Genomic DNA, 24,448 nt, shown 5'->3' with positions numbered 1-24,448 from the left:
CTATTGTAGCGGAAAATCTGATCCAGCAAGTATATCTTGGCTTGATATGGATAACGGATGATGAGTAGGATGATTCTTTATATATGTCTGCACGATCTCGTAGCCTATACAGTAGCCTATCCACAAAGGAAGCTTTCCACCATATAAAAATGGCCTATGTTTTTCAACTCCTTGAAGTTTTAAATGAGGCAAAAAATAGGTCTTCCACAAAGCTAAAAGCTCTTCCAATTTGTAGTTCTTTAACCACGGTAATAGCCATTTTTCTCCGTATAATTCTTGCACCGCACATTCTGCTAATCCCTCTAAAATAAGAGAATCCAACAAAGTCATATCTCCAAGAGACTTTTTTAAGTTGTGTAAACGGCATACATGGTTATATTCATGGGCAAACAGCGCTTGAAGTTCTCTTGTTTCTATTTCACCAATAAATAAAAAAAGTGCTTGAGGATATGCAACACCGTTTTTATTGGTCATCGTTTGCTGCTGTGTGATTGGAAAAATATAAATAGGTACTGCTGGACCATTCCATTTTTGTTGTAAATAAATAAATTCCTGTTCCACACAATCCCAAACATTGTTTTTCTTTAATTTCTCTAATTGAACTACCTCATTTGGAAGAAAAAGCCCCTGTTGCTGTAATGAAAATTGTATTTCTTCTGGCAATCCATCTTGAAATATCTCTCCTAAACGCTCACAAAGAATGGAACACTGTAAGCTATTTAGTTCTTTTTTTCTTGCCAATTTCCTTGCACTTATAAATTCCTCCAGCCACTTATCTGTTGACACGACTGCCATGTCATCACCTCTATATAGCATATGTTGGAATAGACAATCGGCTAGTGATAAATGCATTAAACCGCATATATTAGCTTGTAATGACATCGAAAGGAGGGATATGTGTGAATCCATCTGATGCTTATAATCTCTGCTGTAAATATCATGGAAAACGTGTAAGGATTTCGGATTCATCTGGTAGAGTACATGTTGGGGAAATCACAAGGGTAGACAGAAGACAGGTATGGATTCTACCTGATAGAAGATACAGTGGTTATGGTTTAGGATTTTGGGGATTCGGGGGATATAGAGGTGCCGGTTTTGGCTATGGAATAGCTTTAGGAACAATATTAGGTATTGCACTAGCTCCAATTATTTTCTTCTAAATCAAACTATGAAAAATAAGCCATTTCAAACCTAGTTGAGATGGCTTATTTTTCGTTATTGAATTTGCTCTTGTTGCTGTTTACTTTCAATCAACTCGGATATTGTGACAAATGAATAGCCTTGTTTTTTTAATGCGGGTATTATTTCTTCTAGTGCCTTAATCGTTTGCGAACGGTTCCCGCCACCATCATGAAATAAAATGACATCTCCAGGTCTTGTTCCCTTCATCACCTTTTGCACTATTTTCTTGACACCAGGCTCCTTCCAATCTTGAGTATCCTGATGCCAAGACCACATTACGACCTTGTAGCCGTCCTTAACAGCAGCATTTATCATAGCATCCGTATAATTTCCACCAACGGGACGGAATAAAACTGGGGAAAAACCAGTAATACTATAAATCGTGTCATTCGTTTGTTGAAGCTCTTCTTGCAATTTTTTGATGGAAACTTTAAATGGATGTGTATACGTATGATTTGCTAATTCATGCCCTTCTGTATAAGAACGTAAAACAAGCTCTGGATACTTCTCTGCATTTTTTCCAATAATAAAAAAGGTTGCTTTAGCATCATGTTTAGCTAGTAAGTCAAGCACTGCAGCCGTGTATTTTGGATGTGGGCCATCGTCAAAGGTAAGGGCAACAATTTTATCTTCTGTATTGATATCCCATACAACTTTACCTGTCTCTTCATAATATGGGCGCCCCTTATCTGCATAGCCTTTCATTCCTAAAAGTCCCGAGATGATTAAAAAGCAAACTGTTAGAAGCAGTACATAATTACGTGTCATAGCATCACCTCCCAAGTCCAACATTCAGAACTCCGTCAACTTACTATTTACGAATTACAGTGAATTATACTTCCAAAAGGACTAACGGTTTTCTCCTTTAATTATTTCAAAAAAACATTATGAACTACATAAAATTTTGAACAATATGTGAAAGGTTATGAATAGACCTTTATTTTTTTATGATCTAATGTAAAATAAAATCATCATTGATATATAACAGATTCACAAATAAATTAAATGTTATGCAACACAATAAAGGAGATGACATATATGTGGGTTATTACGGTTTTTGAAAAAAATACGTACCGCATGTTTGAATACAGTACTAAAAGTGAGGCAACAATTGCTTTAAATAATTTTAAGCAAACCGCTTTACTTTCTTATACAAAATAAAGGTAAAGGAATCTATTCATTACGAGTAGATTTTTTTTGGTTTTTTCCATATAACTAATTGATTAGTTTAGTTGTCACCTTCTTTCACATTTTTTTAATAGAAATGTTGAACACCTTACTCACCATCACCATATGTATATAGAGAAAAGGAGTGATTTTGATGGTGACAATTGAACCTATTATGATTAAAGGGCATTTCTTCACAGCAGTAGTTGTTCAATTACCTAAAACAACGCTACTGACCATTTCCAATAATACAGGCTATATTATGTGTGGAGCATTAGATGTTGGTCTTTTAAATAGTCGCTTAGTTGATCGAAAAATTGTTGCTGGTCGTGCAGTTGGGGTGAAGACAATTGATGAGCTTTTAACAGCTCCATTAGAATCGGTAACATATGAAGCAGAGCAGCTTGGTATTACAGAAGGAATGTCTGGCGTAGAAGCACTTTTAAAAATGATTTAACATACTAAAAGCGTCAGTTCTAGAGTAACTAGACGCTTTTTCTTACTACTTCTTGAATAAGCAATTTCCCCCTTCCCCATACTGTGGGACAAAGGGAGTGTATCATTATGAATAATCGGAAACATTTTAAGATACATGTAACATTACTTGCTATCGTCCTGATTGTCTTCGTCTGGTCTGTCATTAAGCCATCCTCCTACTTAGATTGGCTAGCAGAAGTAAGCCCTGGCATTGTGGCGATTATTGTTGTTGTTTGTATCTATAATAAATTTCGCTTCACAACATTTTCTTACTTTATCATTGCCCTACTTTCAATCCTTACTTTTATAGGTGGGCATTATACCTATTCGGAAGTCCCCCTTTTTAACTGGATAAAAGAAGAGTTTCATTTACAACGTAATCACTATGATCGCTTTGGCCATTTTTTAAAAGGTTTATTAGCTATTGTTATAAGAGAAATACTACTTAGAAAGACTACGCTTACTAAAGGAGCTTGGTTAACAGGCATAACAATTAGTATTTTGCTTGCAATTGCTGCATTTTATGAAATCATCGAATGGTTAAGCACAAGAGTCTCGAAGGGCAGTAAAGGGGCAAAAGACTTTTTAGGAATGCAGGGAGATCGCTGGGATGCTCAATGGGACATGTTTTTAGCCTTGCTAGGAACAATTTTAACCTTATTATTATTTACAAAGCTCCATAATAAATTATTAAAAAAACTAGACAAGTCATAAACTTTTTTGCATAGCTTATACTATAAAGCTCACGAAGGGTGGTATTGTATGTACTATGCACAGGTCAATCAACAAGCAACCCATACATCGCGTGTTATGACTGTAACTGGCAACGGACAGGTAAAGGCTACGCCCACTTCTGCTCAACTACAAATTGAAGTTCAAACACAAGGGGATAATGTCCAGGTGCCACAACAGGAGAATGCGATCATTATGAATCAAGTCATTCAATCACTCGTAGCGCTTGGTATTCCAAGAGAACAAATTCAAACAACAAGTTATACAATTACACCGCTATATCAGTTTGAAGATGGCAAGCAAATTTTTAATGGCTATGAAGTGATTAATGCCGTTACTGTCAACGTAACGAATATAGACGATCTTGGCTTAATCATTGATACTGCCATAGAGCATGGGGCAAATCGTATTGCCAACATTCAGTTCAATATTGACCATACAGATGCTTACTATCAGCAAGCATTAAGAGTAGCCCTTCAAAATGCTCTTTTGAAGGCAAAAACGATTGCGGAAACCATGCATCTTCCTTTACAACCTCTCCCAATTGAAATTGTCGAGGAGCAGGTTAACACACCTATCCTTTATCGTTCTATGGTTGATGCCTCTGGAAATACACCTATCGCACAAGGGCAAGTAGCAATCCAAGCTACTGTTCGCGTAACATATCAATACTAACAAATAGAGCCTTCTGCTTGTGGCGATGAAGGCTCTTTTATTATTTTAAAAAAATATTTTTCTCAATATGAAATTCATTTTGATGTGTTTTAATCACCACATCAAAATACTGACTATACGGATGCATAAATAACTCATATTGAATACGTCGTTCATTATGTGACTGCTTTAAATAATTGAGTTCTGTTCCTCTTTCGTTTACATCACGTCCAGATCTTCTCATTAGTTCTGTAGCTTCATCTGTATAAAAGTAAATTTTTAAGTCAAATAACTCCGGATTTATAAACGCTACACTCATACCTTCAACAATCGTAATTGGCCTTTTGGAAGAAACGAAAGAACTTTTCATATAATGTGTATCGATGGTCCATAAATCTAGTCCTTCTTTTATCATCTGAACATCTCTTTCCAATGAAGGTAGATGATGTGCAGCAGGATGACAAGCAGTCATTTTAAAACGATGATCCTGATGTTGATATGTATAATCAATGATTGCCTGTTTGCGTATATCTGAACTCACAATATACGGATCCGTATTCATATAATTCACTTCATCTCGATTTAAAGCATTTATTAATTTATGGGCAAACGTTGTTTTTCCTGCAGCTCCATGCCCTGAAATGCCAATGATTATCCTTTTATCAGCTAACGTAATCCATGTTAAAATATCTTTTAAAATGGTCTCCATTATACACTCCTTCTTTTATATAGAACAATTTCTCTGAAATCATACTAAAAGGTATGATAAGACACTCCTACCATACCACCTTGTATTTAAAAATCCGGATTCCATACTCGCTCTATTCTGACATTGCTATGCTTTTTACTTAATCGAAAAACATCTGGATTGCTTAAATTTTTCCAGCTTTGAAAATCAACGTCCTTATCATAATACTTCAATAACAATGCAATGATATTGCCATGACTTACGATTACTGTACTCGCAACATTTCGAGCAAATGCTTCTTCTACAACATTTACAATTCGATTCATCGCTTCTTTACTAGATTCGCCACCATCAAATGTTAAATCCAAATCGATAAATGTTGCCTGTAATTTTTCATACCAATCCGGTAAATCTCTAGTACTTAAAAGTCGCTCTGAAAGTCTTTCCTCAATTTCTATCGTAATATTATCCTTCGTACTTAGTGGTTCTATGGATTGAATTGCTCTTAAAAAAGGGCTAGAAAGAATTCGATCAATTTTTATATCCTTGAAAAAATCTACTAAACTTTCCGCCTGCTTTTTTCCCTCCTGCGTTAAAGAGGCATCTTCAGATTGCCCTTCTGCTAGACAATGTCTAATGACGTAAATCTCCCCCATAAAAGCCCCCTTTATTTGTATTTATTTAACATTTATTATACCTGCTTTACTGACTAGTTCCAACTTATTTGACGACTCTCCAATTGTCCCACTCATTGAATTTCCACTCACATCTTTTTTGTTTAAACCTTTTAAATCAACAGTAATGTCTGCTGAATCACTCGAAGCTGAAAGCTCTAATGATTGTGGGTTATTTTTATAAGAAATCGTAATATCTCCTGAGCCAGTTTCGATTAATAATGATTTTTCTTCATCTATCTCTTTCAAAACAACCTCACCGCTAGATGAAGTAATTTTCGTCTTTGTGCTAGAAACGTTAGTAATGTAGCTATCACCATTCGTAGCACTTATTAATAATTCTTCCAAAGAGCTATCTAAAATATTTATTTCCCCATCCTTCGATATAAGTTCTCCTTTATTGGCTGCAAGCCCCTTCATTATAGTTGAGCCTGATTCACTTGATATTGTCATGACCTCAGTTGCTAAATGATTAATACGAAGATCCCCATAACTATTTCTTATTGCAATTAATTTAACTGAATTCTTTGGTATAGCAATGTGAATAGTTCCTTTTTCGCCAATACTAATATTTTTTAGAATACCTACTTCTGTATCTCTTTGAAATACACTTATTTTTTGACCATCTTCTTTTATTTCCACAGGGTCACTTTGTTTCTTTTGCTTATTTCCTTTAATATTAATTTTCAGTTCCTCTGAATCTATATTTTCTAATACAATATTCCACGACTCATTGTCTATTTCTAGTATTTGAATTTGCTGTCCATCAAAAGACTTTTGTTTTTCATAGCTTTGCTCCCCATTTAGTTTCAAGACAACTAATAGTCCACCTACTAGAATAAAAAATAGTAGAGTCGTTACAATGGTTTTTTTCATCAAATCTCCTCATTTCACGTTAGATCCACTTTATCAACTTTGCGGTAGGATAGATAACCTACAAAAAACCCTACTAAACACAACATAATTGGCACAGCAATGATTTGAAATAAACTAGAGGAGGTAGAGCCATCAGAAATTGTAGCGTTAATGACAAATCCAATGAATACAGCTGATGTAATGGTTGAGGCGGTTGATTTTTTTCGCATACCAAAGTACAACGGTATTAAGCTTACGCCAGCTGTCATAAAAGCACTTAGTAGCAGCGAAGGAACTGTCTCAAGCATTTCTTTTAAGTCAGTAGATTCCCCAAAAAGACCCAATGTCGGATTTAAAAAATAAATAAGTAAATTGATAACGATTGTTGCACTTATGATGCTTACAAAACAAAAGCTAAAGACGAGAAGAAGCTTAGCGACTATAATTTTTTTCTTTTCAATGGATATGAAAATAATAATTGAACTGTTTTATTTTTATATTCATCGATAACTAGACGTGCAAGAATAACACTCGAAAAAATAATAAAGACAATTCTAATTAAAATGTTCGTTAACGACATAAATTCTGTGTAATTCTGAAACTCACTATCCCCCTCAGACCCCACCGCCATTAATGTAACAGCTACAAATATACCTATTATACTAATGATTAAGCCATTAAAATAACCCGCCATCCGATTCTTTTTCCACTCTAGCCTTAGTAGTTTAAGCATGTTGATTTCCCCCATCAATCAGTTTTAAAAAATACTCTTCTAAATGCTGTTGTTGCTTTTCAATACTATGAACGACAATGCCATTAACAATGAGTTCTTTATTAATTTGAGATGATGAATTATTTTCATCAAATATACGCACCCTCTGTTGACTCGCGATTTCATAGTTTCGAATGTTCAAACTCTCCAGGACATTCGTTGTTTTCTTTAAATCGTCCACCGTGATTTCAAGATATTCCATTGTTTCTTTTCGAATATCATCCATCCTGACTTCTTTTAGTAATTTTCCATGCTGAAGAATGCCTACTGTATCCGCGATAGATTCAATCTCTGATACAATATGACTCGAGATTAAAATTGTGATGCCATACTCTTCTTTTAGTAGCACTAGCAATTCACGCACCTCTTTAATGCCAATCGGGTCAAGACCATTAATCGGTTCATCTAAAATTAAAATCTCTGGCTTGGTAACAATGGCACGCGCAATCCCTAATCTTTGCTTCATTCCCAAGGAAAATTCACTAATCTTTTTATTTTCAACACCTTGCAGGCCAACTATTTTGAGAGCTTCGTCAGCTGCCTTTTTTTCATAAATGCCCATATATTCGCAATGTAGTTCTAAATTCTCCTTTGCTGACAGCCTTTCATAGAATTCGGGGTACTCAATAATGCTTCCTATTTTGCTTAAATATTGATAAGAAGTCCTCGTAACAGGTTGATTAAAAACTTTAATGTCACCAGATGTAGGTTTTATTAAATTTAAAATCATTTTCATAATGGTCGTTTTCCCCGCTCCATTCGGACCTAAGAAACCATAAATCTCTCCTGGCCGAATATTCATATTGACACTAGAGATGGTCTCTACTCCTTTAAAACTTTTATTTAATTGTTTAATTTCAATAACAGCTTCCACAGTTTTAGCTCCTCACCATTTTGTTTTCGTTACTTTAAGCTTAATAAAGGAAAGTAAAAATAAAGTAAACACAATGGAAAATGACCGTAATATTTTTACTGAATGAGGATTTCAAAACTAGAAGCTGTTATGATGAAAAGGAAAAGAGGGATAAAAGTGGAAACGGCAAATATCTTAATCGTGGATGATGAATTGGGCATTTTAAAATTATTAGATATTACACTACGGAAAGAGAACTTTATAAATATTGAGACTTCTTCAACCGGTAAAGGAACTCTACAGCTTGTTAAGGACAATGATTACGATGTCATTCTGCTGGATATTATGCTACCTGATATTAGTGGCTTTGAGTTATGTACGGAAATACGTAAGCATACCAACACACCTATAATTTTTGTCAGCGCTCGGTCAACAGATTTTGATAAATTAACTGGTTTAGGTATTGGCGGCGACGATTATATAACAAAACCATTTAATCCTTTAGAGGTTGTAGCTAGAATAAAAGTTATTCTTCGACGTCAAAAAATGTATGAGGCTGCTCAGCAACAACAAAGTATTAAGTACGATTTTGGTTATTTTGCCTTTAATCCGGAGTCGGCGACGCTGAAAGTAGATCATCAAATTGTTGAATGCACCGCTAAAGAACTGGAGCTTCTGCACTTCTTCTGTAAAAACCCAAATCGTATTTATACAACTTCTCAACTTTACGAATTTGTCTGGGGAAATGATGTTTATGGTGAGGAGAAGACTGTTACCATTCATATTTCGAAATTACGAAAAAAACTTGGGGATGATACGCGTAAACCTAAAATAATCGTTAATCTGCGAGGCATTGGCTATAAATTTATCCCACCAAAAGAGGGATTATTATGCGAATAAATACTCGATTTACACTACATCTCGCTTTGGGGATCATACTGTGGATACTTTTTAGCGGCATTTGCATTCTAATCGGGCTTGAAGGTATTCTTCCAATCTTTAAGCACACTGTTAGTGAAGATTATGAGAATTTGCTGGTACTATGGATTTTTTGCTTTAGCACGTTAATTTGCATTGCTGTATTTGGCTGGTATTTTGGAGGTCCGCTCGGTTTTATCATGACTTGGATTCAGCAGCTTTCACAGGAAAACTACATAAAACCAAATGGGCTTTCTAAGATTTATAACCGGAAAGGCAAACTTCGTATGCGCTTTATGCTATACCAAGAGGTACTAGAACATCTACAATCCTTATCAGCAAAACTCAAGGCTGCCGAAATAGAAAGAGCCCAAGTGGAACAAGCAAAACAAGAATGGATAGCTGGTATATCTCATGATTTGAAAACACCACTTACCTATATTACAGGCTACTCTACACTATTATTAAACGATCTATATGAATGGTCGAAGGAAGAAGCACATAGTTTTATTCAGGAAATTGCTGATAAAGGAAAACATATGGAGGAGTTAATTCAAGATTTAAGTCTCGTTATTCAGTTAAATAATACAAATGGAAAACTACCCCTTCACAAAACAAAACATGATATTGTTGAATTTACAAAAAGAATTGTTGCTAACATAAGCAATTATCCACAAGCAGAAAAATATATATTGCATTTTCAAGCAGATAAAAATTCTATAAACATTGATTTTGACACTAAATACATGCAGCGGATATTGCAAAATATTTTAATGAACTCGATTATCCACAACCCTCAGAACACTGATATTTATACACATATTTTTGATAGCGATCAATTTGTTGAAATTCACATTGTGGATAACGGAGTTGGTATGTCTCCCGAGATGACAGAGAATATATTCCAACAGTATTATCGTGGGACAACTACAGATACCTCTTCTGAAGGCACTGGATTAGGCATGGCAATTGTTTATAACCTTGTTCAAGCACATAGTGGCACTATTTCTGTAGAAAGCGAGCTTGCTAAAGGGACTACATTCACCATTAGACTTCCGAAAAGATAACATAACACTAGCATTTATTTCTAAAGAACATCATTCATGAAACCTTATTGTAGCTCATATAATTAGACATCATAAATTGGTTCAATAAGGAGGATTCAATGCAATCTGAAAAATTGCGACTAAGGAAGATCCAGCGTCTTGCATATGAAATCATGGATGAGATGCACAAAGAGAAACATCGCACTGAAATGCACAAATTAATTCCGATTATTGATAATTTGTCGCGGGCAATTGGAGATTTAACAGATTCTGTTGGTAAATACTCGTTGGATTATGTAGAAGAAAAAGTAAAAAATGCGCATGCACTTTTATTTAACAAAGAAAAAGTGGATATTTATTAATAAAGACAGGGATAAAGGGTAATCATATTCATGATTACCCTTTAGTCATTAATGCGTTTCAGGTTCGAATGTTTTACAGTCTGTTTCCTCACTGTTGGAAGCATGTTGTCCCTTCTGGCTGACAACATAAATTTTTTCTGCAGTACATTTGTTTCCAGAATCCCAAAATGTACAGTTATTGACTTCACAAAGAATTTCTTGTGCCATCGTTTCACACCTCCTCTTTATTAGCTTTAACAAATTAGAGGTAAACGATACGTTATTAATCAAAGTCAATCACTGGTGAAGCTTGAATAACAAAGCATCAAAATCAATCCATGCTAAAGTCTAAATTAGCTGGTTGTTTAGGTAATCGTTCCTGTGAAAGCATGTTAGTTGAAGGTACCTTGTCGTCGACTTCCTCAAAGCGGAAACCATCTGCCCATACCTTACCCGAGCCAATCAATAACACACCAAAATAAATGGAATCACCTTCTTCAGGCACATCTAACACAATAGAATAGTGATTCCATTCGGTAGTCCCTTTTACAGACCGTTGATCCATATTGTCAAATTGAATCGTATCACCCGTAGCATTGTCAATGCGCATCCATGCACCACATTTGGCAGCATCTACAGTCTTTAAATAGCATGACATTTTCAAGCGCTTGCCTTTAAATTCAGCTGCTTGAAAGCCCTGCATCATCGTAGCGAATTGTCCATTATTCGCTGAAGCGCTTGAAGAATACAATACTCCCGAACGAGTTCCTGAATGAAATACCTTGTCATCTGTATGAAATTGATATAACTCAGGATTCCCACCGCTCAACATCCAACCCTTAACCTGTTCATTTGATACCACTAATTTTTCCTCCTCCGTCATGCTTAATGATTGCATCATTTTTCGATACTTCCCTGGCGGCAAAGCGTAAATTTCTTTAAAAGCTCGTGTAAAAGCTTCTTGTGATTGAAACTGAAGTGTAAATGCAATTGTTAATATCGATGCATTGGAGTACATTAAATAACTTGCCGCCAAAGCTAGTCGGCGTATACGAATATACTCACCAATTGTTAATCCAGTTTCTTGTTTGAAAATGCGACTTAGATGATATTTCGAATAGCCAGCAGTATGAGGAAGGTGCTCAAGTGTCATTTCTTCCGTCAACTGCTCCTCAATAAAGGCAATGGTCCTTTGCGTTGCCTGACTATACTCCATGTTACTCACCTCATCTTCATCATACTGGAGAAGGAAAAAGCTTTTTTGATAAAGGTTGCTAATTTTTTTAATCGATTATTTTGGTTGGCGTTGCTTCTTGTACAACAATAAGACCATCATAAGCTTCAACAGGTGTCATTTTAATGGTATACAGCATTTGTGTTAGCTTATACCATGGACGAAAATCGTCACCGACATTGCCCATTCTTTGGCTTTTAGAAAGAATACTTGCTAATTCCTCTGATTGACTAGCATGTTCAAAATCTACATAAAAAATAGTATCGTTAACCTCACTAAAAGCATCTACTAAAGCATTATGATGTTCAATCGTGTATTCCTTTCGTTCACCAGACCCATTTTGTGCTTGGAATGTATTTTTTACAAAGTCTGTACCAATCGCAAAATATTGATCTTTATATTGCTCGTTTAAATATTGTCCCATCGATTGATATCCTGCCATCGTCGCAGAGGTTTTCTCAATATGACCATTATGTGCTGACATGAATACTTTATCATGCCCTTTCGTGGCTTCATATTCAACAATCCATTGTAAATTTTCAGCTAAATATTCATCTCGTAAATTCATATAGTTTCCATCATTCAAAAATAATTGCGTTCGCTGCTTCATTATTTGAGCATATTGTGCCGCAAAGGAGAAAGCATCCTTCGATGACTTTTTCTCATATGCCTCTCTATTCGATTGTAAATCTTCAATAATTGTATCAATCGTTTTATCCAGTTCTGTTAGCTGATTATTCGATAATTCTCTCATCGTTTTGTTTGAAATATGTTTTAGCTCGGCCTTAAATTTCTCAGCATTCCCCGCATGTACATCTGTATAATAATCTAGCAATCCCTTTTTGCTATAATCATAGCGTTGCATATCATTACCATAGAAATAAATTTTATCTTGTTCTTCGACTGCCAGATTATAGTCGTGCATCCACTGCACTAATTCTACCATTTGTTCGGTTTGGTAGATGCCATAATCTAAAGCTTTTATAGCTTCCTCCGCCGTACCAATACCCTTTAAAATAAATTGGTTAATTTGCTGGGCACCTCCAAAATCCCCTTCTAAAACAAAGACTTGGACATGTTCATTTTTGATCATCGCTTCAAACAGATCTTTTTTTAATGTTTGAAATTCAATATTTCCGTGTGTTGCTTCCCCAAAACCAATAATTTTCACATCATCAGGAATAGAAATATTTTCTATTTCACTAATGTATTGCGAGGCATCTGTTACTGCCTCTCCCTGTCCACACCCTGCTAAAGCAATAAGTAGCAAAGATGCAGTGAATAATCGTAAACTTCGTTTAATCATTGTCATGTCAATACTCCCTTAAGGTTAAATCGCTTTTCGTTGGAAATAGTAATATCCGCCGAGGAAAAATAGGATGAATCCCCCACCTATAACTGTTAGTAATTGCTCCCAAGGCACAAAAAATACATCGTCTGTATTGCCACCTATATACATCATTGAAAATGGTTGTGCCCAAGGATAATATGGACCAATTCGCTCAGAATTTACCGCTAAAATAGAAGGTAACGTAAATATGACATTGACAGCAAAGGGAGCAGCAAAGCTTTTAAACATAATGGACATCCACAATTGTAAGGCTACTAGGGGTAATGTTGCCACCCAGCCTCCTGCAATACTTTTCCACACGATCTCTATTGGAAAGGGATCCGTGTAGCCCTTCAGCATACCTACAGCATAGATAGATCCTAAATACAATAATTGCATAGCCAAAACAAGCAGCATAACCAATACATATTTCGCGACAAATACTTTCCCTCTTGTTACAGGCAGTGCTAAAAGCTGCTTCCATCCACCTGACTGATGCTCATATCTACAAATGATACTTGCAAAAACGCCAGTAATAAGAGGTAAAAATAATAATGCATATGTTAAATTCATTGAGAATAAGGAAATAAACCATTCATTGATTTGAACCCCTGACATAGTATTCTCTAGATTGGCTGATAGTCCAATAAACAAACCTATTATTGGTCCTGCGAAAATAATCGGCACCATTTTTGATTTACGTAACTTAAACCATTCGGCTCGAAGTAGAGCAATCATTATTTCACGTCCCTTCTTGCAAAATCAATCATCCCAACAATATATAGTAAAATACCAATTCCTACGCCTAATAACACATTGATGATTGGCTCATCCCATTGGTTCATTAATGATGGCCATTTCCATATCATCCAATCTGGTAAAACAAATGAAGAATAGGCAAATATCACTCCGAAAATACCTACTGTAATAGGAATCCCTTGATTGTGGCTAACACTCGCAATCCAAAGCTGGAGCGCCAATATAGGCAATGCTGCTAGCGCAGGAAAATAACTAAATTTGGCAACCTCTAAGTAAGGTACAGGTGCTCCTAAGTTTAAAAACAGCCCATAACTAAGCGTAAAAATCATCAGTACTGTGGAAGCCAAAAATAGTAATAGGGCCAACACTGTAAATTTAGATAAATACACGGATAATTTTGAAACAGGTAAGGCAATCAGCTGCTTCCAAGCATTTGTCTCATTTTCAATACTCGCCATGAATGAAGTTAGAATAGCAATGCCCAGCACAATGGCAAGCGGTGTAAAGGAATGGATGTTTAATAAGTAATAGCCCCAATCGTCCTCACTTTGTTGTAATAAATAATCTTTCCTTACTCCGTAATTAACCATTTGTAGGGCGACTACACCCAATGGTCCTAAAAGCGTTAAAAACCATAATCCTTTACGTTTGATCTTCAAGAAATCAGCAGTTAACAATTTACCTATCATATCGCCTGCTCTCCCATCGTCATTTGCAGGAAGATTTCCTCCAATGAGCGTTTCTCTTCCTCTACACGGAATACAGAAATGCCCTCCTGAACAAGGACTTGGACAATATGAGCTACTTTTTCATCCGAGCATTCCTCTAAGAAAATAACGCCATTTTGATAATCTGCCTTAATGCCATTTGCCAGTAAACAGCGCCATCCCTTTTCACTATTATTTACTTTAAATAGTACCTTTGGCTGAGCGAATCTCCGCATCTCCTCAATGGAATCTTGGAATATCAATTTCCCCTTAGATACTATACCTACTTGTGTAGCCATTTGATCGATCTCTGATAATAAATGACTGGAAATTATAATCGTCATGCCGTATTCCTTCGGTAGTCGTTTAATTAAATTACGAATTTCAATAATGCCTGAAGGGTCGAGACCATTAGTAGGTTCATCTAGAATGAGTAATTCAGGATTATGTAGTAGTGAAGCTGCTATTCCAAGACGTTGCTTCATACCTAGCGAAAAGCCCTTAACCTTCTTATTGGCAGCCTCTTTCAAACGAACAATTTCTAGAACCTCATCTATTCGAGATTTAGGCACACCTAAAATTTTTCTTAGCGCCTCCAAATTCTCATAGGCTGTTAAATGTGGATAATACGAAGGATTTTCTACTAACGAGCCGACATTAGCTAAGATTTGGATACGCTCCTTCGTAATATCCTTTTGGAAGATTTTTATTGTCCCTGAGGATGGCTTCATTAAACCAAGAAGCATACGAATCGTTGTCGTTTTTCCTGCCCCATTCGGTCCTAAAAATCCATATATTTCGCCTTTTCGTATTTGCAAGTTCAAATTTGCTACAGCTTGCTCTTTTCCAAAGCGTTTTGATAAGTTTTGTGTTTGTACGATATATTCCATTGTCCTCACCTCTTTCATTATCATAAGAATAGAAGTTTAAAAATAGGTAAGGGCCAAGTTTAAATTTTGTTTAAAAATGTCTACCATCATCAAATGCCAAGCTTTCATTACACTAAAAATAAAAATCTGCGAGCCTTTACTTCCCAAGCTTCGCAGATTGCATAACATTTTTGATTATAATTTTTGTGCCAGATTGACTAGAAGTTATTTCCCACTCTAAATCCATACCCTTTACCATAATATCGACAATAGATAGACCAATCCCTGCTCCTTTTGCATTGGATTCATTTTTCATCCCTTGACCATGATCCTCAATAATAAATGCTTTATAGCTATCCGTGGATTTTGTTTTCACACTTATATATTTACCACTGTAAGCGTGACGTAGCACATTTTGAAAGATATTATCAAATATTCGCCCTAGCCATAATGGATCAACACTCCACTCATTGGATTCAAATGCTTGCAGTTCAATATCGATAGTAAATCCTTCTCGTTCAAAAACTGGGTACCAGGTTGTTAAATGTTCCCGCACAAACCGAATAACATTGATGTTTTTCGGTTCGAATTTATATTTGCTTGCCATTAGCAATGTGTACGACATTAAGTTTTCAATTAAAGCATCAATATTCACAATGGATGCTTCCATTGCTTTTAAAGCCTGTATACCTTCCTCTGACAATGCTTCTTTGCTAATTGTATAAGATTGAGCCCTTACTTTTGTTAAAGGTGTTCGCAAATCATGTGATAAATTGGCGATCAGCTCTCTTCTTAGTTGTTCTTCCTTCTGCTGACGCTGTTTACTATCTCTTAGCTCACAAACCATTCTGTTAAAACTATGCTCTAATTGTCCAATTTCGTCCCGCTTTTTCACCTGTATTTCAATAGGTAAACCGTCAACATCACGAATTTCCATAGCCTCTTGTAGATGTAATAGTCTTTTTCGAATTCCCTTGAAAAATAAAAATGAAACGGCAATAAAAAATAGGATAACGGCTACAACACCAAAAAATAAGAAGCTACCGTAGTTATCATAAATCTTTATAAGTGGGGGCTTAAAGACATCCCTTGAAATCTCTAACACAATAAAGCCATTTGACACATCATCACCTAAGAAAGCAATTACAGTAAATGGATCACTTCCATAGCGCTCTTTAATAAATTTGGTTGTAAATGCAGGTGTCCATATTTTAGGAAGCTCATCCTGAACATTCATGGTAGTCAGTAAATTTCCCTTTTCACTTACCCAGAACATTGAAGCTGTAGGATATTGCTTTTGCCATTTTTGAAAAAGCTGTTCAATGGTAGCTTCTGATGCATTGTTTATACTTTTTGCTTGTGTATGCCATTGTTCTTCAATATCACTTTCCAGAAGAGCTTCACTTGAAAAGTCTCCAGATCCTGTCTTTGAAATGCCTAACATGAAAGTAGCAACACCGAGATAGGAAATTTGAACAATCGATATAGCTAATACAATAATGAGCATATATTTCGCTAATAATGAACGGAAAAATTTCATAGTTTCACCCTATAGCCAATTCCTCTAATTGTTTCGATAATCTGGGGTTTTGCAGGATTAATTTCTATCTTTTCTCTTAAATATCGAATATGAACCATCAATGTTTTATCACCTTCAATGTAACTCTCACCCCAAACACCCTCATAGAGTTGTTCCTTCGTTAAAATTTGATTTAGATGACGAATAAAATACTGCAATAAATAAAATTGTTTGCCAGTGAGAAGAATTTCTTCTTCATTTAATGTATTAATAATTCGCATATCTTTTGTATAAATTTTAAGATGCTGCAATGCCAATACATCATCGTTTTTTTGATATCTTCTTAGTAATACCTCTAATCTTGCTACTAGTTCATCAGGATGGAATGGCTTTGTTAAATAATCATCAGCAAAATTAAGCCCTTCAATTTTATCCTCAACGGCTGTTCGAGCAGATAGCATCAAAATAGGTAAATCTTTATTCTCTCGTTTTATTCTTTTGCCAATCGAAAAACCATCTAACCCGGGTAGCATGACATCCAATATAGCAAGATCTTTTGAAGCAATGTGTTGTTCAAGACCTTCGCCAGACTCTAGCCATGTTACCTCATAGCCTCTTTCCGTTAACTCCTTGCTAACCCATTGTCCTATTTCTTTCTCATCTTCTATGTACAATATATGAATCAATGTTCATCCTCCTTCTTGTTGATAATCAAAAGCTATATTAAAATACCATATTTTGCAATATGAAGTTAACTAAAAATTAAAAACAATATTATTGCATACATGGTTATTATAGGATAAACGCTATTTATTTTCTTAGGAAATTTGAAAAATGTCTATTAATTGAGTAGATATAAAAAAGCGCAACTATTAATAGCTTTGTGTAAGTTGCGTTTTAAAGGTAGATATTATTATCTGTAATTGCTTTCTCATCTGCTCTAAATACAATTAGAAACTTCACACGTAGGTGCTAGAATATGCTAACATGACACTAACTATATGAAAAACATTAAAAAAATTTGTTTTACTTAGGTTTTACATATAATAAAGGGGTGTGACTTAATTGGATATTCGACAACTAAGATATTTTATAGCGATTGTGGAGGAAAGGAAGATTTCTGCTGCTGCTGAAAGACTGCATATTTCTCAGCCACCATTAAGCCAACATCTAAAAACAATGGAAGAAGAGCTTGGTTCAAAATTGGTAGAGAGAAGCGGCAAGTACTTTGAAGTGACGGAGGCTGGGAAGACCTTATATAAATATGCATTGCAGGTTGCTCAATTAATGGACGAGGCGGAAGCAGAGGTCAAGGATGTAGGGCTAGGCATTCATGGACGATTAACATTAGGCATCAATACATTTTCAGTTGTTGAGTTACCCCAATTATTACATCAATTCCAACAACAATTTCCTAAGGTAACTTATAAAATTCAACAAAATGAATCCTCTTATCTCTGTAAGCTTGTAAGAGATCGTGTAGTAGAACTAGCGATCATTCGTTTGCCCTTAGAATTAGATGATTTCTCTGTCCTTCATATGTACACAGAACCGTTTTATTTTATACAATCCAAGAAGTTTAAGTTGTTAGAACATGAGGTGACTTTGGCCGAAATTCAAAATTGGCCGATTTTATTACCGAGTACAGAAGGGTTAGGAGTTCACTATTCAATTTTAGAAGCATTTTCCCGCTTCCAATTACAGTCCCATATCGTCGGGGAATGTTCAGATACTGCGCTTTTGATGAATTTAATCGAATCAGGTTTTAGCTCCTCCATCGTACCTGAAACCATTCTAAAGCAATTTGAAGACCTACCGCTTCATGCCTACAAAATCCCAACTACAGAGTTATCCACTTCCGTAGGACTTGTATGGATGAAGAATCATTATTTATCTAAAGCTGCACAAAACTTTGTGAATTTAATGAGGGAACATTATTGTTAAGCAGTCAATGACAAAGAGCACACTAACGTTTCTAGTGAGCTCTCTTTTTGAATCATTATTGAATAATTAGCATGTCATTTTCATCAAATTTCCACATATCACCATAAGCTACTTCCCAATAGTAACCGTTTGGATCTTGGAAGTAGCCACTATAACCGCCCCAAAATACTGTTTCTGGCTCTTTTACAATAGACGCTCCAGCTTTTTTAGCTAATGCAAATACGCGGTCCACCTCTTCTTTTGATTTACCATTGTAAGCAAGGGTGATACCTCCAAAGCCGGGGCTAAGTTCTGGTGGGTTTGCTTCATTGATATCGTTTACAAGACGTTCAATTGGAAATAGTGATATTTTAGTTCCCCCATTATTAAAGAACATTACATCTGGATTTGTTTCTTCTCCATACACTACTACTTCAAAGCCAAGTCCCTCTCGGTAAAAGGTAAGTGACTCCACCAAATTTTTAACGCCTAATGTGATTAAGTTTAAACGATTCATTTTACAATCCCCTTTTTAAAGTAGTATTACTATTTAAATTCTCTATCCAACAAATTTTTCCTTTTAATTCGGGAAGAAAGTCATTTGGTTGCATCAGCACAGAGATAATCATAATCTATTCATTTTTTTAGATTTCACTATGGATTACCCTTCATTTCTTTATATCCTCCTGATTTCACCTGTAATTTTAAATTGCAAAAAGTACTATTAAAAAACTTTTATCTCTCTAACCATTGGCATCACACAAAAGTTACCTCGACGTTTCTATGAAACAAAAATGTACGTACTTTTTTTTCCTCTTGTGGGGCATCATAATGAAAAAGCAATCAAGCAAACACACAATTGGAGGAATAATAATGATTACTCATTTACAAGATACAATCACATTAAATAATGGCCTACAAATGCCTGGTATGGGTTTAGGCGTTTTTCAAGTAGAAAATGACGCTACTGCAGAAATGGTTAAAAATGCGATCGAGGTTGGCTATCGAAGCATCGATACTGCTGCTATTTATGGAAATGAAGCAGGTGTAGGAGAAGGTATTAAACAAGCTCTAGCATCAACTGGCTTACGTCGTGAAGATTTATTTATTACATCAAAAGTATGGAACGATGGCTTAAGCTATGATGAAACAATTGCAGCATATGAAGAGAGCCTAAAAAAATTAGGATTAGATTATTTAGATCTTTATTTAATTCATTGGCCTGGTAAAGATAAATATGCTGAATCGTGGAAAGCACTTGAAGACCTATATGAACAAGGTAAGATCAAAGCAATCGGTGTATGTAACTTTACTGTGGCACACTTGGAAAACTTATTATCATTTGCTCGTATTAAACCTGTTTTGAACCAAGTGGAATTCCACCCACGCTTACAACAAGTGGAGCTTCGTTCATTCTGTGACAAGCACCAAATTCAACTTGAAGCATGGGCACCTTTAATGCAAGGTGGTCTTCTTGAAGATGAAACGATTTCAAAAATTGCAACAAAATACGGAAAATCAAATGCTCAAGTTATTTTACGCTGGGATGTACAAAATGGAGTGATTACAATTCCAAAATCAGTACGTAGAGAGCGTATGATGCAAAACGCTGATATCTTTGACTTTACTTTAACAGACGAAGAAATGGCATTAATCAATGAGATGAATCGTGAACAACGTGTTGGTCCAAATCCAGATGAATTTGACTTTGCTCTATAAGCATTAAAAAGAGGAAAGAGACTGTCTTGTATGTGACAGTCTCTTTCTCCCTCATTATGATGTTTGCTGCATAGCGATATCTTCATCGCGTTGTTTTAACAGAACATCTTCACCTTTATCCTTTAGTAATTCAACATGCTTTTCGCCCCAAGTGCAAAGCATATTCAAAATAGGCTCCATCCCTTGTCCATAGGAAGTCAATGAATATTCCACTTTAGGCGGTACTTGATTGAAGACCTTGCGATGGATTAAACCAGCTTGCTCTAACTCTCTTAATTGACTTGTAAGCATTTTTTGGGAAATGCCTGGAATCAATCGTCGAAATTCATTTGTTCGAATTTCACCATGGTGGTTCAAATGGCAAAGAATGACCGGTTTCCATTTACCACCAATAACTTCAAGCGTAGCTTCAACACCTATATTATAAATTTTTTGCATTGTAAACCCCCGTAATATTCAAAAGTAACTAAAAGTACTCTACACAACTTTTAGGCATGCATGAATATTACTACACATACTAAAAAAAATCAAAGGAGATATTAGTAAAATGTCACAATCAAAAAAGCCAAATGCAAAATTGACATTGCTAGCACTTGCAATCAGTGCATTTGGTATAGGGTCCACTGAATTTATCAGTGTTGGACTTTTACCATTAATTACAGATGATTTTGGTATATCTTTAAGCACTGCCGGTTTAACCGTTTCTATATACGCACTAGGTGTCACTGTTGGTGCTCCATTATTAACAGCCTTAACATCTCGTCTTAGTCGAAAAACAGTTTTATTGCTTGTTATGACCATTTTTATAGCGGGGAATTTAACTGCAGCTATCGCACCAATTTTTTCTATACTGATAATAGGTCGTATTATTTCAGCATTAGCTCATGGTGTGTTTATGTCGATCGCCTCTGTTATAGCAGCTGATGTAGTTGAACCAAATAAACGAGCAAGCGCGATTGCCTTTATGTTTACAGGCTTAACGCTAGCAACTGTGACCGGTGTTCCACTTGGTACATTTATTGGACAAGTAACAGACTGGCGTATGTCGTTCATTTTTATCGTCATTATAGGCATTATCGGTTTAATTAGTAATGCTTTACTAGTACCTAACCAATTATCAAAAGGTAATCCTATTTCTTTACGTGATATTGGCAAAGTATTAGGCAATATTCGCATGTTATTAATCCTTTTCATTACAGCAATTGGATATGGTGGGGCCTTTGTAGTCTATACGTATGTTTCTCCTATTTTAGAGCAATATATGGGCTATTCCCCACATGCAGTAGTGATTATATTAGTTGTCTATGGTATTTGCGTTGCTATTGGTAATACATTAGGAGGCCATTTTGCTAACCAAAATCCACTACGTTCCATCTTTATAATTTTTGTTGGACTTGCCTTAGCGTTACTTGGTATTGGCTTCACTCTTGAATCACCGATTATCGGATTAATCATGGTACTGACAATGGGATTATTTATGTTCATGAATGTCCCAGGATTACAGTTATATGCTGTTCTACTGTCTGAAAAATATGTGCCGTCAGCTATTTCTATGGCTTCAGCATTAAACATTTCTGCTTTTAACATTGGTATATTTTTAGGATCCTATATTGGAGGTTTTATTATTCGCCATCAATCATTAGCACATACGCCTCTTTATGGATTCCTAATGGTTATGCTAGCAGCGATTGTTACATTATTATGGTTGCTTTTCGATAATAAAAAACGATAATATTGTTAGTCCGTTTATCTAGCATTTACTTGATATTTTAGTAATTTAAACATCGGTATATATACAATATTGATAAAAAGGAAGCTCCCTGTGGCTTCCTTTTTGTGTTATAAGTAAGACAAGAATGGAGTTACACCTAAATTCGCTTGAATACATAAGATAAGATATCAGCTATAGGATAGGAGGAATTCCATTGTATTACAATCCTTATCCGTATTTCGTTCATCCCTATCATTACTCAGCGCCACCAATGGCCAACCACCTTGCTGTAAGATCCTTTCCCCAACATCTTGCAATGCTGACCAACAATCCCTTTCCACCTGTTGATACACATAAATTAAAATCATCGGTTACACGGATAAAGGCAATTATGCAGCAAGCCCAATTACTGACGGATAAAATTGAAAGCTCCCAGCAATTTGCCCATGATTTAATGAATGCAGCACAACTTTCAAATAAAGCAGAAGTGGAGAAATTAATTTCATCCACAGGTATTACGATGAAATTCGAAACGAACTATACACCTGATAGTTTTAGAATACGTCTAATTGATAATGGCTGTTGTGGTGTCATATTGAATTTAAATTGGTGAAAAAAACTCTAACCTTGTATCCCTATTGAACTTGTAAACTATAGAAAACTATGATAAAGTGTTTGTATTATTATTTCTGAAAATTCTTATATTTTTCTTATCAAGAGAGACGGAGGGATTGGCCCGATGAAGTCTCAGCAACCAGCTCAACAGTATGGTGCTAATTCCAATTGGCCTAATTCCAAAGCCTTGAAGATGAGAAGATGAACTACCGTTGTTTATTCAGGAGTCCTCTTCTATAGGGGGCTCTTTTTTTACTACTATTTTAAGAAAGCAGGGAAAACGATGTCTAATGAATTATTACAAGCATTACAATTATTAAAATCTAAACAATGGGTCGATTTAACACATACATTCGGCCCTAACTCACCCCATTTTTTCATGTTCGAAGATGCAAAATTTGAAACATTATTCTCTCACGATGATGGGTTCTTTGCACAACAGTTCACTTTCCCTGGTCAATATGGTACGCATATCGACCCACCCATTCATTTTGTGCGAGACACACGGTACCTTGAAGAGCTCGATTTAAAAGAGCTTGTTCTTCCCCTTGTTGTCATTGATAAGTCCGAAGAAGCTGCTAGCAATCATGATTTTTCTTTAAGTGTTCAAGATATACTTGAGTTTGAAGCACAGCACGGAAAAATTGAGGCAGGTACCTTTGTAGCGCTACGTACCGATTGGAGTAAACGTTGGCCAGATAAGGAAACATTCAGCAATAAAGATGCGGAAGGATATAACCATATTCCAGGTTGGGGCTTAGAGGCTTTACAATTTTTACTGACGGAACGTAAAGTTAGTGCGATTGGTCACGAAACATTCGATACTGATTCAGCAGCTGATTTTCGTAAAAATGGCAAACTAGATGGTGAATACTTTGTGCTCGAACAAGACACTTATCAAATTGAGTTAATGACTAATTTAGACAAGCTACCTGCAACAGGTGCAATTATTTTTAATATTGTACCTAAACCAGAAAAAGCATCTGGATTCCCTGTTCGCTCCTTTGCTATTTTGCCATAACTTAAAAGTCGGTATAGAGATACCGACTTTTATTTTTGTACATTTCTTTTTTTGAATATAAAGTAAACGACGAACATTAATAGAACAAATAATAGGATGAGATACATACTATAATGGGATAAGTAGTAACCAACAAACCGCCATTTCTCTCCAAGCATTTTCCCTAACGTTATAAATGTGAATGTCCAGATAAATGCTCCTGTATAGGCAAAGAACGCAAACTTTTTATATGGATAATTATTAATAGCCGCAATATACGCTGTTATGTGGCGGACACCAGGGATAAAATAGCCTATTAACAATAAGATAGGTCCAATTTTGGCAAACATTTTTTTCGTAAAATCAATTTTTTGTTCAGTTATATGAATTTTTGGCCCATACTTTTGTAGTAATGGTAAGCCAAATCGATAACCAATATAGTAGCTTAAAGTAATACCTCCAACTGCGCCAATCATGGCACTTAATAATGCAGGGATATGTTCAAGGCTTTCCCGATAAACACTATAACCTACATATGTTAAGAAAACCTCATCAGGAAGTGGCAATCCAACTATACCTCCAATTAGGATTACGATAATGCCAAAATACCCGTAATGTTCAATTAGAGATTGCACGTGATGTGCCATAAACTATCCCACCTAAAAATTTTTTAACTATAAAATATACAGGTTTCATTATAATC

General features: G+C 35.6%; 30 protein-coding genes, 1 pseudogene and 1 riboswitch. Of the genes and pseudogenes, 13 read left to right on the top strand and 18 right to left on the bottom strand.

What is annotated here, in order from left to right; genetic code table 11:
* Window positions 1-795 (bottom strand): DUF2268 domain-containing protein, encoded by a 795-nt coding sequence (locus SJW71_RS02290; protein ID WP_274794824.1) that lies wholly within the window; start codon window positions 793-795, stop codon window positions 1-3.
* Between the two features lie 104 nt (window positions 796-899).
* On the opposite strand from SJW71_RS02290, the gene SJW71_RS02285 reads away from it, so the two are divergent.
* Window positions 900-1,160 (top strand): hypothetical protein, encoded by a 261-nt coding sequence (locus tag SJW71_RS02285; protein WP_274794825.1) that lies wholly within the window; start codon window positions 900-902, stop codon window positions 1,158-1,160.
* 55 nt (window positions 1,161-1,215) lie between these two features.
* Here the strand turns inward: SJW71_RS02285 and SJW71_RS02280 are convergent, their stop codons facing one another.
* Complete coding sequence (locus SJW71_RS02280) at window positions 1,216-1,950, bottom strand: polysaccharide deacetylase family protein (protein ID WP_431811707.1); 735 nt, start codon at window positions 1,948-1,950, stop codon at window positions 1,216-1,218.
* 270 nt (window positions 1,951-2,220) lie between these two features.
* Here SJW71_RS02280 and SJW71_RS02275 point away from each other — a divergent pair, with 270 nt between their 5' ends.
* The 4 genes from SJW71_RS02275 (at window position 2,221) to SJW71_RS02260 (ending at window position 4,233) form a co-directional block, all read left to right on the top strand.
* Complete coding sequence (locus SJW71_RS02275) at window positions 2,221-2,343, top strand: hypothetical protein (protein ID WP_274794827.1); 123 nt, start codon at window positions 2,221-2,223, stop codon at window positions 2,341-2,343.
* Window positions 2,344-2,503: 160 nt separating this feature from the next.
* Window positions 2,504-2,806 carry a YunC family protein gene (locus SJW71_RS02270; RefSeq protein WP_274794828.1) on the top strand — a complete coding sequence of 101 codons (303 nt, stop codon included), beginning with the start codon at window positions 2,504-2,506 and terminating at the stop codon, window positions 2,804-2,806.
* A gap of 107 nt (window positions 2,807-2,913) precedes the next feature.
* Entirely contained in the window at window positions 2,914-3,540 is a 627-nt protein-coding gene (locus SJW71_RS02265) for a DUF2238 domain-containing protein (RefSeq protein ID WP_312506551.1), read from the top strand.
* A gap of 48 nt (window positions 3,541-3,588) precedes the next feature.
* Entirely contained in the window at window positions 3,589-4,233 is a 645-nt protein-coding gene (locus SJW71_RS02260; RefSeq protein WP_274794830.1) for an SIMPL domain-containing protein, read from the top strand.
* A 40-nt stretch (window positions 4,234-4,273) separates the two neighbouring features.
* Here the strand turns inward: SJW71_RS02260 and SJW71_RS02255 are convergent, their stop codons facing one another.
* The 5 genes and pseudogenes from SJW71_RS02255 to SJW71_RS02235 form a co-directional block, all read right to left on the bottom strand.
* Window positions 4,274-4,921, bottom strand: coding sequence for a uridine kinase family protein (locus SJW71_RS02255; protein ID WP_322605267.1), 648 nt, complete (start codon window positions 4,919-4,921; stop codon window positions 4,274-4,276).
* 86 nt (window positions 4,922-5,007) lie between these two features.
* Window positions 5,008-5,556, bottom strand: coding sequence for a histidine phosphatase family protein (locus SJW71_RS02250; protein WP_274794832.1), 549 nt, complete (start codon window positions 5,554-5,556; stop codon window positions 5,008-5,010).
* A gap of 21 nt (window positions 5,557-5,577) precedes the next feature.
* Window positions 5,578-6,450, bottom strand: a complete 873-nt coding sequence (locus SJW71_RS02245) for a DUF4097 family beta strand repeat-containing protein (RefSeq protein WP_431811706.1) — start codon at window positions 6,448-6,450, stop codon at window positions 5,578-5,580.
* 14 nt (window positions 6,451-6,464) lie between these two features.
* Window positions 6,465-7,162, bottom strand: a pseudogene (locus SJW71_RS02240) (ABC transporter permease).
* Complete coding sequence (locus tag SJW71_RS02235) at window positions 7,155-8,075, bottom strand: ABC transporter ATP-binding protein (protein ID WP_431811705.1); 921 nt, start codon at window positions 8,073-8,075, stop codon at window positions 7,155-7,157. Before SJW71_RS02235 ends, SJW71_RS02240 begins: the two are co-directional and overlap by 8 nt.
* A 156-nt stretch (window positions 8,076-8,231) precedes the next feature.
* On the opposite strand from SJW71_RS02235, the gene SJW71_RS02230 reads away from it, so the two are divergent.
* The 3 genes from SJW71_RS02230 to SJW71_RS02220 all read left to right on the top strand — a co-directional run bounded on the left by SJW71_RS02230 (window position 8,232) and on the right by SJW71_RS02220 (window position 10,380).
* Window positions 8,232-8,954 carry a response regulator transcription factor gene (locus SJW71_RS02230; protein ID WP_312506554.1) on the top strand — a complete coding sequence of 241 codons (723 nt, stop codon included), beginning with the start codon at window positions 8,232-8,234 and terminating at the stop codon, window positions 8,952-8,954.
* Window positions 8,945-10,039, top strand: coding sequence for a sensor histidine kinase (locus tag SJW71_RS02225; protein WP_431811704.1), 1,095 nt, complete (start codon window positions 8,945-8,947; stop codon window positions 10,037-10,039). Before SJW71_RS02230 ends, SJW71_RS02225 begins: the two co-directional genes overlap by 10 nt.
* A gap of 98 nt (window positions 10,040-10,137) precedes the next feature.
* A complete protein-coding gene (locus SJW71_RS02220; protein WP_004231701.1) occupies window positions 10,138-10,380 on the top strand; it encodes a hypothetical protein in 243 nt (80 codons plus the stop codon).
* Between the two features lie 48 nt (window positions 10,381-10,428).
* Here the strand turns inward: SJW71_RS02220 and SJW71_RS02215 are convergent, their stop codons facing one another.
* The 8 genes from SJW71_RS02215 to SJW71_RS02180 all read right to left on the bottom strand — a co-directional run bounded on the left by SJW71_RS02215 (window position 10,429) and on the right by SJW71_RS02180 (window position 17,463).
* On the bottom strand, window positions 10,429-10,587 hold the full coding sequence (locus tag SJW71_RS02215) for a DUF1540 domain-containing protein (protein WP_004231699.1): 159 nt from the start codon (window positions 10,585-10,587) through the stop codon (window positions 10,429-10,431).
* A gap of 103 nt (window positions 10,588-10,690) precedes the next feature.
* Window positions 10,691-11,575, bottom strand: a complete 885-nt coding sequence (locus tag SJW71_RS02210) for a helix-turn-helix domain-containing protein (RefSeq protein ID WP_431811703.1) — start codon at window positions 11,573-11,575, stop codon at window positions 10,691-10,693.
* 67 nt (window positions 11,576-11,642) lie between these two features.
* The gene (locus SJW71_RS02205; RefSeq protein ID WP_312506557.1) at window positions 11,643-12,905 is read right to left on the bottom strand and encodes an erythromycin esterase family protein; all 1,263 of its coding nucleotides are present in this window, start codon (window positions 12,903-12,905) and stop codon (window positions 11,643-11,645) included.
* A gap of 18 nt (window positions 12,906-12,923) precedes the next feature.
* Window positions 12,924-13,661 (bottom strand): ABC transporter permease, encoded by a 738-nt coding sequence (locus tag SJW71_RS02200; protein WP_322605262.1) that lies wholly within the window; start codon window positions 13,659-13,661, stop codon window positions 12,924-12,926.
* Window positions 13,661-14,371, bottom strand: coding sequence for an ABC transporter permease (locus tag SJW71_RS02195; RefSeq protein ID WP_274794840.1), 711 nt, complete (start codon window positions 14,369-14,371; stop codon window positions 13,661-13,663). Before SJW71_RS02195 ends, SJW71_RS02200 begins: the two co-directional genes overlap by 1 nt.
* Window positions 14,368-15,279 (bottom strand): ABC transporter ATP-binding protein, encoded by a 912-nt coding sequence (locus SJW71_RS02190; protein ID WP_312506559.1) that lies wholly within the window; start codon window positions 15,277-15,279, stop codon window positions 14,368-14,370. The genes SJW71_RS02195 and SJW71_RS02190 overlap by 4 nt, the downstream gene beginning before the upstream one ends.
* 136 nt (window positions 15,280-15,415) lie before the next feature.
* Window positions 15,416-16,798: a sensor histidine kinase gene (locus tag SJW71_RS02185; RefSeq protein ID WP_312506560.1), complete on the bottom strand. Its 1,383-nt coding sequence runs from the start codon at window positions 16,796-16,798 to the stop codon at window positions 15,416-15,418.
* Entirely contained in the window at window positions 16,795-17,463 is a 669-nt protein-coding gene (locus tag SJW71_RS02180) for a response regulator transcription factor (RefSeq protein WP_274794843.1), read from the bottom strand. The genes SJW71_RS02185 and SJW71_RS02180 overlap by 4 nt, the downstream gene beginning before the upstream one ends.
* 379 nt (window positions 17,464-17,842) lie before the next feature.
* On the opposite strand from SJW71_RS02180, the gene SJW71_RS02175 reads away from it, so the two are divergent.
* The gene (locus SJW71_RS02175; RefSeq protein ID WP_274794844.1) at window positions 17,843-18,721 is read left to right on the top strand and encodes a LysR family transcriptional regulator; all 879 of its coding nucleotides are present in this window, start codon (window positions 17,843-17,845) and stop codon (window positions 18,719-18,721) included.
* A gap of 55 nt (window positions 18,722-18,776) precedes the next feature.
* On the opposite strand, the gene SJW71_RS02170 is transcribed toward SJW71_RS02175, so the two are convergent.
* Window positions 18,777-19,217 (bottom strand): VOC family protein, encoded by a 441-nt coding sequence (locus tag SJW71_RS02170; protein ID WP_431811702.1) that lies wholly within the window; start codon window positions 19,215-19,217, stop codon window positions 18,777-18,779.
* Between the two features lie 356 nt (window positions 19,218-19,573).
* Here SJW71_RS02170 and SJW71_RS02165 point away from each other — a divergent pair, with 356 nt between their 5' ends.
* The gene (locus SJW71_RS02165; protein WP_274794846.1) at window positions 19,574-20,419 is read left to right on the top strand and encodes an aldo/keto reductase; all 846 of its coding nucleotides are present in this window, start codon (window positions 19,574-19,576) and stop codon (window positions 20,417-20,419) included.
* 54 nt (window positions 20,420-20,473) lie between these two features.
* On the opposite strand, the gene SJW71_RS02160 is transcribed toward SJW71_RS02165, so the two are convergent.
* The gene (locus SJW71_RS02160; protein ID WP_274794847.1) at window positions 20,474-20,857 is read right to left on the bottom strand and encodes a winged helix-turn-helix transcriptional regulator; all 384 of its coding nucleotides are present in this window, start codon (window positions 20,855-20,857) and stop codon (window positions 20,474-20,476) included.
* Between the two features lie 109 nt (window positions 20,858-20,966).
* Between SJW71_RS02160 and SJW71_RS02155 the strand changes: the two genes are divergently transcribed.
* The 3 genes from SJW71_RS02155 (at window position 20,967) to SJW71_RS02145 (ending at window position 23,766) form a co-directional block, all read left to right on the top strand.
* A complete protein-coding gene (locus tag SJW71_RS02155; RefSeq protein ID WP_407135364.1) occupies window positions 20,967-22,151 on the top strand; it encodes an MFS transporter in 1,185 nt (394 codons plus the stop codon).
* Between the two features lie 193 nt (window positions 22,152-22,344).
* Window positions 22,345-22,743, top strand: coding sequence for a hypothetical protein (locus SJW71_RS02150; RefSeq protein ID WP_431811701.1), 399 nt, complete (start codon window positions 22,345-22,347; stop codon window positions 22,741-22,743).
* Between the two features lie 94 nt (window positions 22,744-22,837).
* Window positions 22,838-22,945: riboswitch (SAM riboswitch) on the top strand.
* A gap of 83 nt (window positions 22,946-23,028) precedes the next feature.
* Complete coding sequence (locus SJW71_RS02145; protein WP_431811700.1) at window positions 23,029-23,766, top strand: cyclase family protein; 738 nt, start codon at window positions 23,029-23,031, stop codon at window positions 23,764-23,766.
* Between the two features lie 29 nt (window positions 23,767-23,795).
* On the opposite strand, the gene SJW71_RS02140 is transcribed toward SJW71_RS02145, so the two are convergent.
* Window positions 23,796-24,392: a DedA family protein gene (locus tag SJW71_RS02140; RefSeq protein ID WP_407135369.1), complete on the bottom strand. Its 597-nt coding sequence runs from the start codon at window positions 24,390-24,392 to the stop codon at window positions 23,796-23,798.
* Window positions 24,393-24,448 lie beyond the last annotated feature (56 nt).

The sequence above is a fragment of the Lysinibacillus sp. FW12 genome (assembly GCF_050817245.1).
Lineage (GTDB): Bacteria > Bacillota > Bacilli > Bacillales_A > Planococcaceae > Lysinibacillus > Lysinibacillus irui.
This window is presented reverse-complemented; position numbering and strand designations above follow the sequence as displayed.

Coding starts and splice junctions, on each gene's coding strand:
- SJW71_RS02290 (WP_274794824.1), bottom strand. CDS start 795: ATGGCAGTCGTGTCAACAGATAAGTGGCTGGAGGAATTTATAAGTGCA.
- SJW71_RS02195 (WP_274794840.1), bottom strand. CDS start 14,371: ATGATAGGTAAATTGTTAACTGCTGATTTCTTGAAGATCAAACGTAAA.
- SJW71_RS02190 (WP_312506559.1), bottom strand. CDS start 15,279: ATGGAATATATCGTACAAACACAAAACTTATCAAAACGCTTTGGAAAA.
- SJW71_RS02155 (WP_407135364.1), top strand. CDS start 20,967: ATGTCACAATCAAAAAAGCCAAATGCAAAATTGACATTGCTAGCACTT.
- SJW71_RS02205 (WP_312506557.1), bottom strand. CDS start 12,905: ATGACAATGATTAAACGAAGTTTACGATTATTCACTGCATCTTTGCTA.
- SJW71_RS02210 (WP_431811703.1), bottom strand. CDS start 11,575: ATGGAGTATAGTCAGGCAACGCAAAGGACCATTGCCTTTATTGAGGAG.
- SJW71_RS02145 (WP_431811700.1), top strand. CDS start 23,029: ATGTCTAATGAATTATTACAAGCATTACAATTATTAAAATCTAAACAA.
- SJW71_RS02165 (WP_274794846.1), top strand. CDS start 19,574: ATGATTACTCATTTACAAGATACAATCACATTAAATAATGGCCTACAA.
- SJW71_RS02140 (WP_407135369.1), bottom strand. CDS start 24,392: ATGGCACATCACGTGCAATCTCTAATTGAACATTACGGGTATTTTGGC.
- SJW71_RS02265 (WP_312506551.1), top strand. CDS start 2,914: ATGAATAATCGGAAACATTTTAAGATACATGTAACATTACTTGCTATC.
- SJW71_RS02220 (WP_004231701.1), top strand. CDS start 10,138: ATGCAATCTGAAAAATTGCGACTAAGGAAGATCCAGCGTCTTGCATAT.
- SJW71_RS02260 (WP_274794830.1), top strand. CDS start 3,589: ATGTACTATGCACAGGTCAATCAACAAGCAACCCATACATCGCGTGTT.
- SJW71_RS02280 (WP_431811707.1), bottom strand. CDS start 1,950: ATGACACGTAATTATGTACTGCTTCTAACAGTTTGCTTTTTAATCATC.
- SJW71_RS02160 (WP_274794847.1), bottom strand. CDS start 20,857: ATGCAAAAAATTTATAATATAGGTGTTGAAGCTACGCTTGAAGTTATT.
- SJW71_RS02170 (WP_431811702.1), bottom strand. CDS start 19,217: ATGAATCGTTTAAACTTAATCACATTAGGCGTTAAAAATTTGGTGGAG.
- SJW71_RS02215 (WP_004231699.1), bottom strand. CDS start 10,587: ATGGCACAAGAAATTCTTTGTGAAGTCAATAACTGTACATTTTGGGAT.
- SJW71_RS02250 (WP_274794832.1), bottom strand. CDS start 5,556: ATGGGGGAGATTTACGTCATTAGACATTGTCTAGCAGAAGGGCAATCT.
- SJW71_RS02270 (WP_274794828.1), top strand. CDS start 2,504: ATGGTGACAATTGAACCTATTATGATTAAAGGGCATTTCTTCACAGCA.
- SJW71_RS02275 (WP_274794827.1), top strand. CDS start 2,221: ATGTGGGTTATTACGGTTTTTGAAAAAAATACGTACCGCATGTTTGAA.
- SJW71_RS02225 (WP_431811704.1), top strand. CDS start 8,945: ATGCGAATAAATACTCGATTTACACTACATCTCGCTTTGGGGATCATA.
- SJW71_RS02255 (WP_322605267.1), bottom strand. CDS start 4,921: ATGGAGACCATTTTAAAAGATATTTTAACATGGATTACGTTAGCTGAT.
- SJW71_RS02245 (WP_431811706.1), bottom strand. CDS start 6,450: ATGAAAAAAACCATTGTAACGACTCTACTATTTTTTATTCTAGTAGGT.
- SJW71_RS02185 (WP_312506560.1), bottom strand. CDS start 16,798: ATGAAATTTTTCCGTTCATTATTAGCGAAATATATGCTCATTATTGTA.
- SJW71_RS02200 (WP_322605262.1), bottom strand. CDS start 13,661: ATGATTGCTCTACTTCGAGCCGAATGGTTTAAGTTACGTAAATCAAAA.